At 68.5% G+C, this 15,614-nt stretch carries 13 protein-coding genes; 6 read left to right on the top strand and 7 right to left on the bottom strand.

The annotated features are described in order from the left end of the window. Positions 1-114 precede the first annotated feature (114 nt). From AC068B_RS39105 to AC068B_RS39095, 3 genes are all read left to right on the top strand, one after another. Positions 115-978: a universal stress protein gene (locus AC068B_RS39105; RefSeq protein WP_478676227.1), complete on the top strand. Its 864-nt coding sequence runs from the start codon at positions 115-117 to the stop codon at positions 976-978. 53 nt (positions 979-1,031) lie between these two features. Further along, entirely contained in the window at positions 1,032-3,383 is a 2,352-nt protein-coding gene (locus AC068B_RS39100; protein ID WP_478676226.1) for a phosphoketolase family protein, read from the top strand. A 63-nt stretch (positions 3,384-3,446) separates the two neighbouring features. Beyond that, positions 3,447-4,280 (top strand): universal stress protein, encoded by an 834-nt coding sequence (locus tag AC068B_RS39095; protein ID WP_478676225.1) that lies wholly within the window; start codon positions 3,447-3,449, stop codon positions 4,278-4,280. A 101-nt stretch (positions 4,281-4,381) separates the two neighbouring features. Here the strand turns inward: AC068B_RS39095 and AC068B_RS39090 are convergent, their stop codons facing one another. The 4 genes from AC068B_RS39090 to gap form a co-directional block, all read right to left on the bottom strand. Beyond that, positions 4,382-4,807, bottom strand: a complete 426-nt coding sequence (locus tag AC068B_RS39090; protein WP_478676224.1) for an Hsp20/alpha crystallin family protein — start codon at positions 4,805-4,807, stop codon at positions 4,382-4,384. Between the two features lie 176 nt (positions 4,808-4,983). After that, positions 4,984-7,383 (bottom strand): glycoside hydrolase family 65 protein, encoded by a 2,400-nt coding sequence (locus AC068B_RS39085; RefSeq protein WP_478676223.1) that lies wholly within the window; start codon positions 7,381-7,383, stop codon positions 4,984-4,986. Beyond that, the gene (locus AC068B_RS39080) at positions 7,380-8,117 is read right to left on the bottom strand and encodes an HAD family hydrolase (RefSeq protein WP_478676222.1); all 738 of its coding nucleotides are present in this window, start codon (positions 8,115-8,117) and stop codon (positions 7,380-7,382) included. Before AC068B_RS39080 ends, AC068B_RS39085 begins: the two co-directional genes overlap by 4 nt. Then, positions 8,114-9,115, bottom strand: a complete 1,002-nt coding sequence (gene gap, locus AC068B_RS39075; RefSeq protein WP_478676221.1) for a type I glyceraldehyde-3-phosphate dehydrogenase — start codon at positions 9,113-9,115, stop codon at positions 8,114-8,116. The genes AC068B_RS39080 and gap overlap by 4 nt, the downstream gene beginning before the upstream one ends. A gap of 244 nt (positions 9,116-9,359) precedes the next feature. Here gap and ppk2 point away from each other — a divergent pair, with 244 nt between their 5' ends. Continuing rightward, positions 9,360-10,148 (top strand): polyphosphate kinase 2, encoded by a 789-nt coding sequence (gene ppk2 / locus AC068B_RS39070; protein WP_478676220.1) that lies wholly within the window; start codon positions 9,360-9,362, stop codon positions 10,146-10,148. A gap of 68 nt (positions 10,149-10,216) precedes the next feature. Here the strand turns inward: ppk2 and AC068B_RS39065 are convergent, their stop codons facing one another. Both AC068B_RS39065 and AC068B_RS39060 read right to left on the bottom strand, forming a co-directional pair. Beyond that, a complete protein-coding gene (locus tag AC068B_RS39065) occupies positions 10,217-10,951 on the bottom strand; it encodes a universal stress protein (protein WP_478676219.1) in 735 nt (244 codons plus the stop codon). Continuing rightward, positions 10,878-11,456 (bottom strand): hypothetical protein, encoded by a 579-nt coding sequence (locus AC068B_RS39060; protein WP_478676218.1) that lies wholly within the window; start codon positions 11,454-11,456, stop codon positions 10,878-10,880. Before AC068B_RS39060 ends, AC068B_RS39065 begins: the two co-directional genes overlap by 74 nt. Before the next feature lie 278 nt (positions 11,457-11,734). On the opposite strand from AC068B_RS39060, the gene AC068B_RS39055 reads away from it, so the two are divergent. Further along, entirely contained in the window at positions 11,735-12,721 is a 987-nt protein-coding gene (locus tag AC068B_RS39055) for an Acg family FMN-binding oxidoreductase (protein WP_478676217.1), read from the top strand. Beyond that, entirely contained in the window at positions 12,718-13,857 is a 1,140-nt protein-coding gene (locus tag AC068B_RS39050) for a universal stress protein (RefSeq protein WP_478676216.1), read from the top strand. The genes AC068B_RS39055 and AC068B_RS39050 overlap by 4 nt, the downstream gene beginning before the upstream one ends. On the opposite strand, the gene AC068B_RS39045 is transcribed toward AC068B_RS39050, so the two are convergent. Continuing rightward, complete coding sequence (locus tag AC068B_RS39045) at positions 13,744-15,597, bottom strand: stealth family protein (protein ID WP_478676215.1); 1,854 nt, start codon at positions 15,595-15,597, stop codon at positions 13,744-13,746. The two genes, AC068B_RS39050 and AC068B_RS39045, sit on opposite strands and share 114 nt — an antisense overlap. Between the last annotated feature and the right edge of the window lie 17 nt (positions 15,598-15,614).

Below are 15,614 nucleotides of genomic sequence, written 5' to 3'. Positions count from 1 at the left end.
TAGGGGCCGAATGTCCCCTACCGGGGCCGGTTCGCCCCTCCCCCGGCCGGCCTCCTGGGTGGAACCGTCCGCAGCAGAGCCCCTTCCAGGGGCATGCCGGAAGGTGGTGGCACCGTGGACAAGCCCCTGATCGTCGGAGTCGACGGCTCGGATCCGAGTCTGCGTGCGCTGGACTGGGCGGTGGACGAGGCCGTGTCCCACGGTGTGCCGTTGCGTGTCGTCCATGCGTCGCGGTGGGAGTGGTACGAGGGGCATGAGCCGTCCTTCGGCATCAACCGTCCCTCCGTACAGATCCTTTCGGAGCACATCGCAGCTTCGGCGACCGAGCGTGCTCAGTGCCGCAGCAATGCCGTGAAGATGACGAGCGAGGTGTTGGCCGAGGACCCGCTTCTGGCACTCTCGCGGCTCAGTTCCGAAGCCGGCGCCGTCGTAGTCGGCAGCCGAGGACGTGGCGAGCTCACCGAGCTGCTGCTGGGCTCCGTCAGCCTCTCCGTGGCCGCGCACGCGGTGTCACCGGTGATCGTCGTGCGCGGTCACGACAAGAACGCGAAAGGTGATTTCCACGCCGTCGTCCTTGGCATCGACCTACCCCAAGAGACGCCCGCCGCAGTCGATTTCGCCTTCCGCGAGGCGCAGGCGCGCAACGCTTCCCTGACCGTCGTCCACTCTTGGCGTTGCCCGGCCCGGGAAATCCCCGACTTCCCCACGGCGGTCCACGACGAACATCAGCAGCGTGCCACGGATCAGGTCGAAGAGACCCTGCGGGACGCGATGGCCGCCCATCCCGACATCACGGTCCGCCGCAAGGTCGTCGAAGGCCAGGCGCGCACCGTCCTCCTCGAAGCTTCCCGCACAGCGGATCTCCTGGTGGTCGGCGCCCGTCGCCGCAAGGGGCACGTCGGCATGCAGCTCGGCCCCGTCAACCACGCGATGCTGCACCACGCGGCATGCCCGGTGGCCGTCGTCCCGCACGCCTGAAAACGCCCCGTACGCAGAGGCATACTCCCGAAGCCCTACATGCTGGAGGCACCGTGGCACCCGCCCGACTGGCAACCCTGGACGCGCACTGGCGCGCCGCGAACTACCTGGCCGTCGGCCAGATCTACCTGACGAGCAACCCCTTGCTGGCCCAGCCGCTGCGGCCCGAGCACATCAAGCCGCGGCTCCTTGGTCATTGGGGCACGTCGCCCGGCCTCAACCTCGTCCACACGCACCTCAATCGCGTCATCAAAGACCGCGATCTGGACGCGCTGTGCGTGTGGGGGCCGGGGCACGGCGGTCCGGCCGTGCTTGCCAACTCCTGGCTTGAGGGCTCCTACAGCGAGGCCTATCCCGACATCACCCGGGACGGGGAGGGCATGGCGAAGCTGTTCCGGCAGTTCTCCTTCCCCGGCGGCGTGCCCAGCCACGTGGCGCCGGAGACGCCCGGCTCGATCCACGAGGGGGGCGAACTCGGCTACTCCCTCGCGCACGCCTACGGCGCAGCCTTCGACAACCCCGGCCTGCTGGTGGCCTGCGTCATCGGTGACGGCGAGGCCGAGACCGGTCCGCTGGCCGCTTCCTGGCACTCCAACAAGTTCCTCGATCCGGTGCACGACGGAGCGGTCCTGCCGATCCTCCACCTCAACGGCTACAAGATCGCCAACCCGACCGTGCTGTCCCGCATCCCTGAGGCCGAACTGGATTTCCTCCTCAAGGGATACGGTCACGAGCCGCTGCACGTCACCGGCGACGACCCGCGCAAGGTCCATCAGGCGATGGCCAAGGCCATGGACCAGGCCCTCGACCGCATCGCCGCCATCCAACAGGCCGCGCGGGGCGGGACCGGGCACGGCCGTGCGCGCTGGCCCGTGATCGTGCTGCGCACTCCCAAGGGCTGGACGGGTCCTGCGACGGTGGACGGCGTACCCGTCGAAGGTACCTGGCGTTCACACCAGGTCCCTCTCCCTTCCGTGCGCGAGAACCAGGACCACCTGGAGCAGTTGGAGGCGTGGCTGCGCTCCTACCGGCCACAGGAACTCTTCGACGAGCACGGCCGCCCGTCCCCCGAGGTACTGGACTGTGTCCCCGCCGGCCAACGGCGCCTGGGCTCCAACCCGCACACCAACGGTGGACTGCTCACCCGCGAGCTGCCGCTGGTGCCGCTGGAGCGCTTCGCCGTGTCCGTCGACAAGCCCGGAGCCACCTTGCACGAGCCCACCCGGGTCCTCGGCGGCCTGCTCGCGAGGATCATGGCGGACACTTCGGAGCGTCGGGACTTCCGGGTCGTGGGTCCTGACGAGACCGCCTCCAACCGTCTCACCGCGCTGTACGACGTGACGGGGAAGGCCTGGCAGGCTCAGACGCTCGACACCGACGAGCACCTGTCAGGGGACGGACGTGTCATTGAGGTCCTCTCCGAACACCTCTGCCAGGGATGGATGGAGGGCTACACCCTCACCGGCCGCCACGGACTGTTCTCCAGCTATGAGGCGTTCGTCCACATCATCGACTCGATGGTCAACCAGCACATCAAGTGGCTGAAGACCTCCCGCCTGCTGGCCTGGCGCGCGCCGGTGCCGTCTCTCAACTACTTGCTCACGTCGCATGTCTGGCGCCAGGACAACAACGGCTTCTCGCACCAGGACCCCGGCTTCGTGGACCACGTCCTCAACAAGAGTCCCGAGGTCGTCCGTGTCTACCTGCCGCCGGACGCCAACACCTTGCTGTCCGTGGCTGAGCACGTCCTGCACAGCCGGGACTACGTCAACGTCGTCGTCGCCGGCAAGCAGCCCTGCTTCGACTGGCTCTCCCTCGACGAAGCCCGCAACCACTGCGCACGGGGCGCAGGCATCTGGGAGTGGGCCGGAACCGAGACCGGTGAACGCGAACCCGACGTGGTTCTGGCCTGCGCCGGGGACGTCCCCACCCAGGAGACACTGGCCGCGGCCGCCCTGTTGCGCGACCGTCTGCCTGAACTCGCCGTGCGCGTGGTCAACGTCGTCGACATGACCCGGCTGCTTCCCCAGGAGGAACATCCGCACGGTATGTCCGGCTCCGAGTACGACGCGCTCTTCACCGCCGACAAGCCGGTCATCTTCGCGTACCACGGCTACCCGTGGCTGGTACACCGCCTCGCCTACCGCCGCACCGGACACGCGCATCTGCACGTACGCGGCTACAAGGAAGCAGGCACCACCACCACACCTTTCGACATGGTCGTGCGCAACGACCTCGACCGGTACCGCCTCGTCATGGACGTCATCGACCGCGTCCCCGGCCTCGCCGTCCGTGCCGCGCTGCTCCGTCAGACCATGGCTGACACCCGCAGTCGTCACCATTCCTGGATCCGCGAACACGGCACCGACCTCCCCGAGGTCGCCGACTGGACATGGACCGGTTGATCCTCCAACCGCACCCTGGAGGTGCACCCCATGCCTTCACCTCAGACACCTTCACCTCAAACCGTGACCGTCGGCATCGACGGATCACCGGAGAGCCTGGCCGCCGCCGATTGGGCGGCCCGCGAAGCCCTGCGCCGTGATCTGCCGCTCCACCTCGTCCACGCATACGACCAGCCATCGGAGCGAAGCCACCTGCCGGAGATCGAGGTCCCGTTCCACCGCGAGAGCGGCGCGCTCGACCGCGCCGTCCTGCGGATCTCCTCCGCGCATCCCGCTTTGGGAATCCTGAACGAGCAGGTCACCGGAGCGCCGACGGACGCATTGCTGGCAACGTCGAAGACCTCGGCTCTGTTGGTTCTCGGCTCGCACGGCTTCGGCGCGCTCACCGGAATCCTGGTCGGTTCGGTGGCTTCGGCCGTGGCGGCACGAGCCGACTGTCCGGTCGTCCTGGTGCGGGCGGGAGACCTCCCCGAGGAGGAGCGAGAGGGGGTGGAAGAAGCGAGCCGTCCGGTCGTGCTCGGCCTGGACTTCGAGCGCCCCTGCGACGAGTTGCTGGAATTCGCCTTCTTCACCGCCGGTATCCGCCGCGCACCGCTCCTCGTCGTGCACGCCTGGGCAATTCCCCTGGTCCCGTCCGCTGATGCCACCGATCCCGCGGTGATGAAATCCCGTCATCTCGCGGCAGTACTCAGTCCCTGGCGACACAAGTTCCCTGGGACGCAGGTCACCGAACGGCTCGTGCACGGCTTCGCCGGCCACCATCTCCTCAAGGAGGCCGCGGGCGCCGGACTGCTCGTGGTCGGGCGCCACATCCCTTCAGGGGCGCGTCTCGGACGGACCGCTCACTCGGCGATTCACCACGCTCGATGCCCGGTCGCGGTCGTTCCGCATGCCTGAGGGCCCCTGACTGTACCGAGGGCGGCGACGGAGAACACGGAGCGCCGTCGCGGCCGGGCCGACTCGGACGCGCGGGCGAGTGCGGCATGCGCGGATCGCGCTCAGGTACGCCGCACCGGGATGGTCCGCGTTGCCGAGCTCGCCAACGGCACCGGGACCCTGATGGTCAGAACTCCGTCCTCGTAGTCCGCGGTGGCCTCATCGCTGCGTGCACCGGCAGGCAGCCGGACGGCGCGCGCGAAGGTTCCGTAGCGGAACTCCGTGTGGCGCTTGCCCACCGTTTCGACCGTGCGCTCCGCGCACACCGTCAGAACGCCTTCCGTCACGGAGACGTCGACATCCTTGGCGGGGTCTGTGCCGGGCAGTTCGGCACGGAGGGAGTACGTCCCATCCGTGATGGACTCCTCGATCCGAATCCCGTGTACACCGGGCGCCGGGTGCAAACCGGGAATTCCGGCCTCGATCCAGCCGAACAGGTCCGGCAGCGCCGCAGGTCGGCCCGGGAATCTGTCGATCATGCCACTCATGTCGTCCTCCCTGCGGAGCAGTTCTCGTCTTGCCATCTCCAGCGTCGCGCCACTGGCCGGCACCGGCGAGTGCCGAGCGGTCCACGGTCGCGTCCGATCGGCTCTGGCAGCCCAACGGGGCGGCAATGAGTGGGGCGGAACCCGGCTCGACAGCCCTGGGCGCCACTGAAGCCCCCTCACGCAGGCAGCGACAGTTCGCACGACTCGCCCGGCATGACGGAGACGGTCCGGCCCGGCAGCTCGATGTCGATGGGCGAACGGTCGGAGGCGGGCACGGCGATGTGCAGGCTGCCCGGTCGCATGCGCAACCGCACGCCCCAGTGGCCCTGATAGCGCAGTGCGAAGCCGTACTCGGAGAGTTCCGGCAGGGGCACCGGGTCCAGCCAGATGGCTCCTCCCCGCGCCTCCAGGCCTGTGAGGCCGCGCTGGACGAGGTCGAGCGTGCCGGCCATCGCGCCGAGATGGATGCCCTCTCCGGTCGTGCCACCCTGCAGGTCGGCGATATCGCCCTCCAGCGCCTCCTGAACGAACTTCCACGCCCCGGTGCGCCGTACCCTGGCAAGGACCCAGCCGTGCACCAGGCCGCTGAGCGTGGAACCGTGACTGGTTCGCAGCAGGTAGTGATCGACGGTGCGTTGCCAGGTGTCCGCGTCCAGCGAATATCCCAAGCGGTCGAACAGAGCGTGCAGTTCGGCCGGGGGGAAGAGGTAGCCGAGCATCAGCACGTCGGCCTGCTTGGACGCCTGGTACCGATTGACCGTGTCGTTCTCGGCCTCCAGGATGCGGTCGAGGCGGCGGATGTCGCCATAGCCGGCGCGGTAGCCGTCCCAGTCCAGTTCCGCGAGCTCCCCGTATCCCTCGAACTGGCTGATCACCCCATCGTGGAACGGCACATGGAGAGTGCGGGAGACGTCCTCCCACAGTTCGATCTCCCCGCCGTCGAGCCCGATCCGCTCCACGAGTTCCCGCCTACGCGGTTCGGGCAGGTCACCCAGCACGTCCAAGGCCCTGGCGAGGACCCAGGCTGCCGTGACATTCGTGTAGGCGTTGTCATCGAGCCCCGGTTCCGTTGCGTCGGGGTAGGCATCGTGGTACTCATCGGGGCCGACGACCCCACGGATACGATGCCGGCCCAGGCTCTCGTCGTACGCCGCCGAGTCCGCCCAGAAGCGGGCGATCTGCAGCAGCATCTCGGCGCCCTTCGTGTGAAGGAACTCGGCGTCCCCGCTCGCCTCGCAGTACCGCCACACGTTGTACGCCACAGCAGAACCGACATGGTGCTGAAGCCGGGAGTTGTCCGGGAGCCAGCGCCCCGAGCGCGGGTTGAGGTGCAGCTGCTGTGTCTCCTCCCGGCCGTCGCTGCCGCTCTGCCAGGGGAACATCGCCCCGGTACGGCCGGCGTCGCGCGCGGCGGCGCACGCCCGCTCCATTCGTCGGTGCCGGTAGGTGAGCAGCGCACGCGAGACCTCGGGAAAGTGCAGATTCAGGTAGGGGAGGACGAACAGCTCGTCCCAGAAGACGTGGCCTCGGTACGCCTCGCCGTGCAGACCTCTGGCGGGAACGCCCACATCCAGCTCAGCGGTGTGCGGGGAGAGGGTCTGCAGGACGTGAAAGTGGTGCAGACGAAGGATGCGGCCCGCTTCGCCCGGCACGTCCAGTTCGGCCCTGCGCCACAACTGGTCCCATGCGGTGAGGTGCGAGTCGAGGAGTTCGTCGAAGCCTGGTGCCCGGCCGACCCTGTCGACGGCCGCCTGCAAGGGGTCGCTGATCGCCGGGTCGCGCGAGGTGTGCAGAGCGACGATCTTGTCGACGGTGACGGTGCCTCCGGGCGTCAGGTCGAGCTCGCAGCGCTGAACGGCCCGCCCCGCGTCGTGCCGCGTCACGGCCCGGGCGGAACCCGCTGTCGTTCGGGCTGCCATGCCCACCCGTACGTCGGAGGCTGTCGTGCGACAGCGCAGCCACACGACTCCCCGGGCATCGCCGTCTCCGGTGTGGACGTGCGTCAGGTGCTGGGAGTTCAGCTGCCGGTAGCGCGTCACACCGGCGTTGGTGACGGTCCCGTCCAGCGCCGCCTCGACCTCCAGGACAGTGGGCGGGCCCTCGACACTGAACTCGGTCCGCAGCAGCGCGAGGTGCGGATCGGCCATGTGCACGACGCGGAGCTGACGCACGGCCAGTGTTCGCCCTTGCCCGGTCTCGTACCGCAGGTTGCGTTCCAGGACGCCGGACTGCACGTCGAGGGACTGCCGCAGCGCGACGAGCGTGGTGGAGTCCGGGGTGAGCCACTCCCCCGCGTCGTCCTGGTTCTTCAGCCGGTAGCGCAACGGCAGCCAGTCGGGCAGGTTCACCATGTCCTCGTTCTCGACCTGCCGGTCGGCGACGTGCGAGGTCAGCCGGTTGTAGCAGCCCGCCGCGTACGTCCCCGGATAGTGCACGCCGTCCGCCGAGCACTCGGGGGCGGCACCCCGAGTGGCGAAGTAGCCGTTGCCCAGCGTGCACAGCGACTCCCTGAGCCTCTCGTCCGCCGGGTCGTATCCCTCGTACTCCCAGAGCCAGCCCTCGATGGGCTCCGTCATGGCCCCTCTCCTCCGTCCAGAAGTTCCCCGAGGTCGTCCACGACGATGTCCGCGCCGTGCCGCAGCAGAGAAGCCCTCGTGTCGGCCGCCGCGCTCCTGTCCACTCCGATCACCACCCGGAACCCGCCACGCCGCCCCGCCTCGACACCGGCCAACGCGTCCTCGACGACGGCGGCCTCCGCCGCGGGCACGCCCAGGCGACGCGCCGCCTCCTGGAACAACGCCGGATCCGGCTTCCCCGGCAGCCCGAGCCGGGCCACTTCGGCACCGTCGACGAGCGCGTCGAACAGCGGCAACACCCCAGCGTGCGAAAGGAGTTCACGGGCGTGGCGGGAAGCCGATGCCGCCGCGAGCGGGATGCCTGCACCACGCAGGTCGTGCAGCAGGCGCACGGTACCGGGGTACGCGTCGATGTGGCCCTTGCGCAACCGCTCGACGTAACGTCGCTCCTTCTCCTCGGCCACCGCCTCCACGGCCCCGTGCCGCAGCCGCAGACCACGCGAGGCCAGGAAGGACGCGGCGCCGTCGAGACGTGACTTGCCGTCGACATAACGGATGTAGTCCTCGCGCACGTCGAACGGGCGTCGCTGTGCAGGCAGTTCGGGTGGATGCTCGACCAGGAATGCGTCGAACGCCCGCTTCCACGCTTCGGCGTGCACCCGCGCCGAGTCGGTGATCACTCCATCGGTGTCGAGGACGACTGCCCTTACGCCCCGCAGGACGGCCGAGATCACAGGCGCACACCGACGTAAGCGGTCAGGTCCAACAGCCTTTGGCAGTACGCCCACTCGTTGTCGTACCAGCCGAAGACCTTGACCAGGTCGCCGTGTACCAGGGTGAGGCCGGGGTCGAAGACGCAGGAGGCCGGGTCGCCGATCACGTCGCGGGAGACGATGGGGGCGTGTGACACCCGCAGGACACCCTCCAGGCGGCCGCTCGCCGCCTCCCCGAACGCCGCGTTGACCTCCTCCGCGGTGCCCTCCCGCCGCAGAACCACCGTCAGATCGGTCAGCGATCCGTCCTCGACCGGTACGCGGACCGCCAGGCCGTCGAGGACGCCGTCGAGTTCCGGCACGACCTGACCGACGGCACGCGCGGCCCCTGTGCTGGTGGGGATGATGCTCAGCGCGGCCGAACGGGCACGACGCGGGTCCTTGTGCGGCCCGTCCAGGAGTGCCTGGTCGTTGGTGTAGCCGTGAATGGTGGTCATCATCCCCTTGGCGATGCCGAAGTGCTCGTGCAGCACACTGACCATCGGTACGACGCAGTTGGTGGTGCAGGAGGCCGCGGAGATCACATGATGGCGGTCAGGAGCATAGGAGTCGTGATTGACGCCCATCACGATGGTCGTGTCGGCGTTCTTGCCCGGCGCGGAGAGCAGCACCTTGCTCGCGCCCGCTTTGAGGTGCAGCGCGGCGGCGTCCCGGTCCCGGAACCGGCCGGTGGATTCGATCACGACGTCCACACGGTGTCCACTCCAGTCGAGAGCAGCGGGATCACGTTCCGCCGACACGGCAACACGGTGCCCGTCCACGGAGATCGAGGTGTCGTCGTACCGGATGTCACGGCGCAGCCTGCCGTACGTCGAGTCGTACTCGAGCAGATGCGCCAGTGACGCGGCCGGGGCGATGTCATTGACGGCGACGACCTCGATCGTGTCCCTTTCCAGGGCTGCGCGCAGGTAGTTGCGGCCGATGCGGCCGAATCCGTTGATCCCGACGCGGACGGTCATGAGCAGCTCCCTTTCGTGGCAGGTGATTCTTGCTTCGGGGCTTTCCGCACGAAGCTCTAGGTGCATTGCTCGTCACCCTGCCACCGCGAGGCCGTCTGGAGCAGGGGCCGACCGGGCCCCAAAAGGAGACGTCGGGACTCACGGCGTGAGCGCGACACGTACGAGCGGGCTCCTGCCGCTGCCATCCTCCGTAATGTCATTGCAGGACACGAGCGTTCAATTGCCTGAGGCGGGTGCGTGGGCCATGAAGAAGGAGTTGTACGAGCGCGAGTTGTACCGGATGCAGACCGAACTGGTGAGGCTGCAGGAGTGGGTGAGGGCTGAGGGGGCACGGCTCGTCGTGGTGTTCGAGGGACGCGATGCGGCCGGCAAGGGCAGCACCATCAAGCGAGTGGCGGAACACCTCAATCCCCGCGTCACACGCATCGTCGCCCTGCCCGCACCCACGGAGCGCGAACGTACCCAGTGGTACTTCCAGCGCTACACGGAGCATCTCCCTGCGGCGGGGCAGATCGTCCTCTTCGATCGGAGCTGGTACAACCGGGCGGGTGTCGAGCACGTCATGGGCTTCTGCACCAAGGCCGAACATCAGCGCTTCCTCCACCAGTGCCCCATCTACGAGCGTCTGTTGGTGGAGGAGGGTCTGCTGCTGCGCAAGTACTGGTTCTCGGTGAGCGACGCGGTACAGGAACAGCGCTTCCGCCGCCGCCTCGAGGACCCCACGCGGCGCTGGAAGCTCTCCGCCATGGACCTGGAGTCGATCACGCGCTGGGAGGCGTACTCACGGGCAAAGGACGAGATGTTCGTGCACACGGACATTCCCGAAGCCCGTTGGCACGTGGTCGAGAGCGACGACAAGCGCAGCGCACGGCTGAACATGATCGCCCACCTGCTGTCGACCGTCCCCTACCACGACGTACCGCCCCCGGAACTCATACTTCCGCCCCGTCCCCCGAACTCGGGGTACCAACGGCCGCCCCGGGACCTCCAGTCCTACGTCCCCGATCACATCGCAGGCCTGACCGGTGATTAGAAATGCGGGACAACGGTCCGCCGGGACAGGAGCTCAATGCCCAGCCGCAGCCCCCAGGGTTCGCCCCCTTACCCGCGGTGCGCCACGACGGAACGGCGTACGTACACAGAGGGGTGGTCACGCGCCAGGACACGCAGTTTGTCCTCGAGCATGGCCCATGCGTGGTCGCGGTGGTAGCGGGCAGGTTCTCCCGCGACGAGCGGATGGTCTGTCGTCTCGTGGGCGGGGCAGCGCCAGGCACGTACGGCGTGGAGCGTGCAGCGCCGCGCCTCGGCTTCCCCGGAGGCGAACCGGACCGCCGCGACGCTGCTGGGCGTGTCGCCCACTCCGAGCACGATGCGGCCGTGCTCTCCGTTGCGGCTCGCCGCGTTGCCCCGCACCACGATGACCGGGCAGAGCGCCCGGGAAGCCATCGCCAGGCTCACCGAACCGAGCAGCAGTCCGGCAATCGGGCCCCTGCCGCGCGAACCGGTGATCAGTGCTGTGGCGTTGCGCGTTTCGCGCAGCAGGGCCATCTCGGTGTCCTCAGCAAGTACCTCCGTGGAGATCTTCACCGTCGCATTGCGCCGCCCGGCCCTCTCGGCCGCCAGGTCGGTGATGCGCTGTGCGTTCTCCCCGGATGCTCGAGCGGGCGCTGCCGTCAGTCCGTAGGCGAAAACACTTCCCTCGTAGTGCTCCCAGAGCGAGGCATGCACCAGCCGTACCGGGAGGCCCAGCCGATGGGCCTCGTCAACGGCCCAGTCGACCGCCAGGAGACTCGACTCCGAACCGTCCACTCCCACGATCAGGGGCAACTCCACCATCCCCACCGCCTAAATCCGTCCGTATGCCGGAGATGCCCATGGTCGCGATGTCCGACTGAACCATCAGGAAGCTGTGGTGGGCCCGGTGCCCGCCGTCGTGCCACGTCAGCTTGACGCGCGTCCAGCAGTGGCCCATACCGCTGTCCTGATAGGTCACCTTCCACGCGGTTGGCACGCCCTTGGCCCGCAGCACACCGTCACGGTGGTGCGCGGCCTCCCACCGGGTCAGGCTCTTGTTCAGGCCGGGAGTGAGGTAATGGTGACGCAGTCCGTTCGCCAGCGAGCCGCGTCCGGTGTCGTGCAGGACGTCGATGTACGCGCCGTAAAAGTTCGCGACGTGATCGACGGTCGATGCGGGGTTTCCACTGCGCGCGGGCACGGGTCCCGCCGTGCCGGACGGCGCGCCCGCCGCCGCGGAACCTGCGCCCACCGCGGGCACGGTCAGTGCGAGTAGCAGAGCCGCCATGGCCGACATCACGCGTCGGCCGCTTGGAGTGTCCGTCATGATGTGTCCCTCCCCTCGCCCCCATTGCACCGCGTGCGGCAGGCGCTCCACAGGGGCCGAGCGGCCCTGGCCAGGACTGTTCGTCCCTGCTCGTGCTCGGTGACGCCCATCCGGCCCACCACGGCGTCGGACGGGGACGGGCCGACGTGCAGAGTCCGGCGGAGCCCCTTTCCCGGGCTGGCCAGTCCGCGGCAGGGCCAACCGGCCCCTGCGCAATGTGTCGGCCGCCGACGACGCTTGAGCGAGAAGCCAAGCCCACCTAGGTTCGGGGGCAAGCCATGCCCGGCCAGCACGCCCAACCCGACCACGCGAGCACGTACCTCGTCCGCGCGGCCGTCACCGCGCCCTCACTGCACAACTCGCAACCCTGGATCTTCACCTGCCAGGACAGCGACATCCTGTTGCACTCCGACAACACCCGCCGCCTTCCGGCCGCCGACCCCGACGGGCGCGAACTGATCATCAGCTGCGGCGCTGCCTTGTTCAACCTTCGACTCGCCATGCGCCACCTGGGCTTTCAGCCCGTCGTACGCACCCACCCCGACCCTCGACCGGGCGGCCTTCTGGCACGAGTGAGCTGGGGAGCGTACGCGAAGCCCACACCGGACGAAGCGCTGATGCACCAGGCCGTGCGCAAGCGGCACACCCATCGCGGCCCGTTCCAGCCCTCGCCGTTACCGGAGCCTCTCATCGACGCGCTGCGGCGGAACGCACGAGCCGAAGGCGCCGAGCTCTACACGCTCGCCCACGCTGTGGAGCAGCAGCGACTGGCCACGGTGGTCAATGAGGCCGAGAGCCTGCACCGCGCCAGCCCTGACCATGTCTCGGAGCTTGCCCTCTGGACGCAGCCCTTCCGTGGCCAACGCCTTGACGGCGTGCCAGCCGAGGCCAGCCCGTTCCACCCGGATTCCACCCTTCTCTCGGGGCGCGACTTCACCGCCTTTGCCCGGCATGGCACCGTCGGTGGTCCGACATCGGCGTGGACCTCGCGAACAGGGCTCGTGGCCCTGCTGAACACGCCGCACGACACCCCCCACGACTGGCTGCGCGCCGGACAAGCACTGCAACGTGTCCTGCTCTACGCCGCCGCGCACGACGTCAGAGCCGGATTCCACACTCAGCCCCTTGAAATCCCGAGACTGCGGGCGGAGATCCGCACCATGATCGCCTCACGGCAGGCACCTCAGATGATTCTGCGTTTCGGCCACACGAACTGGACCATGCAGACCCCACGGCGCCCCATTGAGGACGTGTTGTCCCGATGACGGCACCAGACCGCACACCGATCGTGGTCAGTATCGATGCCGATGCGTCCCACCGTGGGGCCCTGGCTTGGGGGGCCGACGAGGCCCACCGGCGGCACCTCCCCCTGCGCCTGGTCCTTGCCCAAGGAGCACCGTCGCGCGGGGGCTCCCTCGATCCTGCGCGTCGGCGTGCGACGCGACGGACCCGTGTCCCGTGCGACACCGCGGAACAGACGGTCCGGCAGGCGGTCGCGTTCGCGCAGAACCGTCATCCGCAATTGGAGATCTCCACGCTGCTCGCCGCAGGCGCTCCCGTGCCGGTGCTGCGCGAGCAGGCCCGCACAGCCGCAAGCTTGGTACTGGACTCACGCCTGCCGAGCAGGCGTGAAAGGGTTTTCGCTACAACGACATCCATCGCACTGCAAGTCATCAGACACGCCGCCTGCCCCGTTGTGGTCGTGCGCAACCCGGACGTCCTCAAGCGACACCCTCCCTTCCTCGTCGTGGGGGTGCGCGTCGGTTGGGACGGCCGCCGCCATTCCGCTGCCGCCGCCATCCATGCCCTCGAGGAAGCCAAGCGGTGCGGTTCGGTGTTGCGCGTGCTGTCCGTGTGGCAGTCCCCGCCCCTCGGCGTCATGAACGAGCGGGCGGCGGTGCGGGAGTGCCGCCGCCTGCTGTCGGAGATGGTGGCGGGCTGGCGTTCCATATATCCGGACGTGGACGTGCGCTACGCGGTGCTCCGCGGCCATCCGGTACGGGTCCTTGCCCAGGAGTCGACGCACGCGCTTGCCCTCGTCGTGGGGAGTGGCGGCCGCAGCCGCCTCACCGGCTTGCAGCTCGGCTCGGTCATCGCCCGTACGCTTCTTCGCGCCCAGTGCCCGGTGGTCGCCGTTCCACAGTCGGGTGCCCATCGCCGGGCGCACAGGTGGCCGAGCGCCGCCCAACTGTCCCGAGGGGCGCGGAAGATGTTCGCGCGCTGTCAACATCGGCTCATCTCACTGACCCGAGCTCGACTGGACGGGCGGAGCCGGGCACTTTGCCCGCTAGGACCGGCGGAGCTCATATTCGCTCGGAACAGGGAAGTACGCCTGCAGAAAGGCGGTGAGGAGCACCTCCTGCGCCGCCCATTCGCCTTCCTCGGACACCGTGTCATTTAGGCAGAACACATGGCGGTCCCGTCGGGCGAGGAGCCCGCCCAGTCGCGTCGCGAGCCCTGGGTGGGACAAATCAAGGTATGCGTAACGCAGTTGTGCCGGGATGGCGCGTGCCGTGAGGAAGGCGTAGTAGTGGTGCAGCGAGGAGACGACGGACAGGTCGTCGAGGCCGCGGAACCGGCTGCTGGCAGTGGCGTGGTGGAGTTCCGGGAACCGCTCCTCGATCTCGTACAGCACACTGCGCCGCAGGGCGTGCGGAGTGTGCTTGATCTTCTGGGCGATCATCGTGCCGAACGTCTCCAGGATGAGCGCGCGACTGTTCTTTCCGGCTGCAGCGACCGGCTGGTCTTCTTCATTCGGCGGCCCAGGCGGAATGAGCACCGGGGACGGGAAGAACCTGGACAGTCCGTTGGCCACGAAGAAGTCCTGCGGCGCGGTGAGCCGACCCAGGAACACGTCGTCGTTGAAGTAGAGGAAGTGCTCGGACAGCCCGTCTATGTGGTGCAGTTGGCTTTCGATGGCGTGCGAGTTGAATGTCGGCAGCAGACCCGGATCGCTGAAGATCTCCTTGTGGCTGACGACGCGGAGTCCCGGCACAGCGGTGTCCAGCCATGGCGGGCTCTGGTCGTCGGTGACCAGGTAGATGGTGCGCAGCCAGGGAGCGTACTGCCGTAGTGAGCGCAGCGAGTAGCGCAACTCGTCCCGGTTGACGTAGCGAGCCGCGTTGGCGGCTTCGGGGTGATAGGCACGTCCGGCGCAAGCCGCTCGACGACGGAGCCATTCCGTGTCGGTCCCGTCGACCCACGTGTACACGGCGTCCACCGGGAAGCGGACGTCGTCCGGCCCCGGCAGGGCGAACTCGCTGCGGGTGCGTACCAGCGGCAGAGGGTGCTCCGGAGATGCCAGGTTCGTGAAAAGCGAGTCCGAGACACTCACCGGAGTGTCGGCGAGGGGCACCCGTTCAGCCATCCTGTTGGGCCTCGGAGCCACCAGCATCTGGCCGTCGGCCGACCAGAACTCCACGTCGCATCCGTACTTGGGCCCCAGGATCAACTGCCCTGTCGGATCACTGTGATACCAGGTCAGGCGGATCACGTCGGACTTGCTGACTCTTCGCCATACGCCACGTGTGAAACCCGGTTCGGTGGCTCGCCGCCCCCGCGCCCGGCAGTCCTCCGCGCTGACGTAACCGGGGACATCTCTGCACATGTCTGCCAGCGCGCGGTGGGTCGCGCCTCGGTGCCGTTCGGCGACAGCCACGACTGCGGAGCTCTGACTGCGTCCGCGCACAGAGAAATGGTCGATGCCCACGGCATCGAGTGCCTGACGCACCAAGGCCTGATTGGTGTTGCGTGCCGCCAATGGAGACGCTTCGGAGCGCACGAGCACAGCTTTCGGAACACCCCGTACCATCCGCACCGCGCGGCCTTCCCCGGTGCAGAGCTGCGGGTGTCGGCGCACCAGGCAGTGAGCCTGCGCCCGGCCGAGCAGGTGGCGTACCGAAGGCACCAGAGCGATTCCCCGCTTGGCACGGGTCCGGGCCCGGGCGGAGGTACGTACGACGATCGCGCGCCTGACACCTACCGGGACCACTTTCCGGTACTGGCGCAACAGCCAGGAAGCCTCGGCATTTCGACGCTCCTGGGGCGCCGACGGCTTTCCTGAGCGGCGTGGGGCAGCATTCCTGAGGGCCGGTGTGCCGGGCCGATCGTCGTGGGCAGCGTGGAGGCCGGTGTGGCGCATGGCGTGTCTCCTCAGAG

This window comes from Streptomyces sp. NPDC042371, from assembly GCF_056437465.1.
Note: the sequence above shows the minus strand (reverse complement) of the source record. Positions and strands in the feature narration are given on the sequence as shown.

Bases quoted from the DNA above. Each gene is read 5' to 3' on its own strand.
- AC068B_RS39090 (WP_478676224.1), bottom strand. From the start codon at position 4,807: ATGAGTGGCATGATCGACAGATTCCCGGGCCGACCTGCGGCGCTGCCG.
- AC068B_RS39085 (WP_478676223.1), bottom strand. From the start codon at position 7,383: ATGACGGAGCCCATCGAGGGCTGGCTCTGGGAGTACGAGGGATACGAC.
- gap (WP_478676221.1), bottom strand. From the start codon at position 9,115: ATGACCGTCCGCGTCGGGATCAACGGATTCGGCCGCATCGGCCGCAAC.
- ppk2 (WP_478676220.1), top strand. From the start codon at position 9,360: ATGAAGAAGGAGTTGTACGAGCGCGAGTTGTACCGGATGCAGACCGAA.
- AC068B_RS39065 (WP_478676219.1), bottom strand. From the start codon at position 10,951: ATGGTGGAGTTGCCCCTGATCGTGGGAGTGGACGGTTCGGAGTCGAGT.
- AC068B_RS39060 (WP_478676218.1), bottom strand. From the start codon at position 11,456: ATGACGGACACTCCAAGCGGCCGACGCGTGATGTCGGCCATGGCGGCT.
- AC068B_RS39055 (WP_478676217.1), top strand. From the start codon at position 11,735: ATGCCCGGCCAGCACGCCCAACCCGACCACGCGAGCACGTACCTCGTC.
- AC068B_RS39050 (WP_478676216.1), top strand. From the start codon at position 12,718: ATGACGGCACCAGACCGCACACCGATCGTGGTCAGTATCGATGCCGAT.
- AC068B_RS39045 (WP_478676215.1), bottom strand. From the start codon at position 15,597: ATGCGCCACACCGGCCTCCACGCTGCCCACGACGATCGGCCCGGCACA.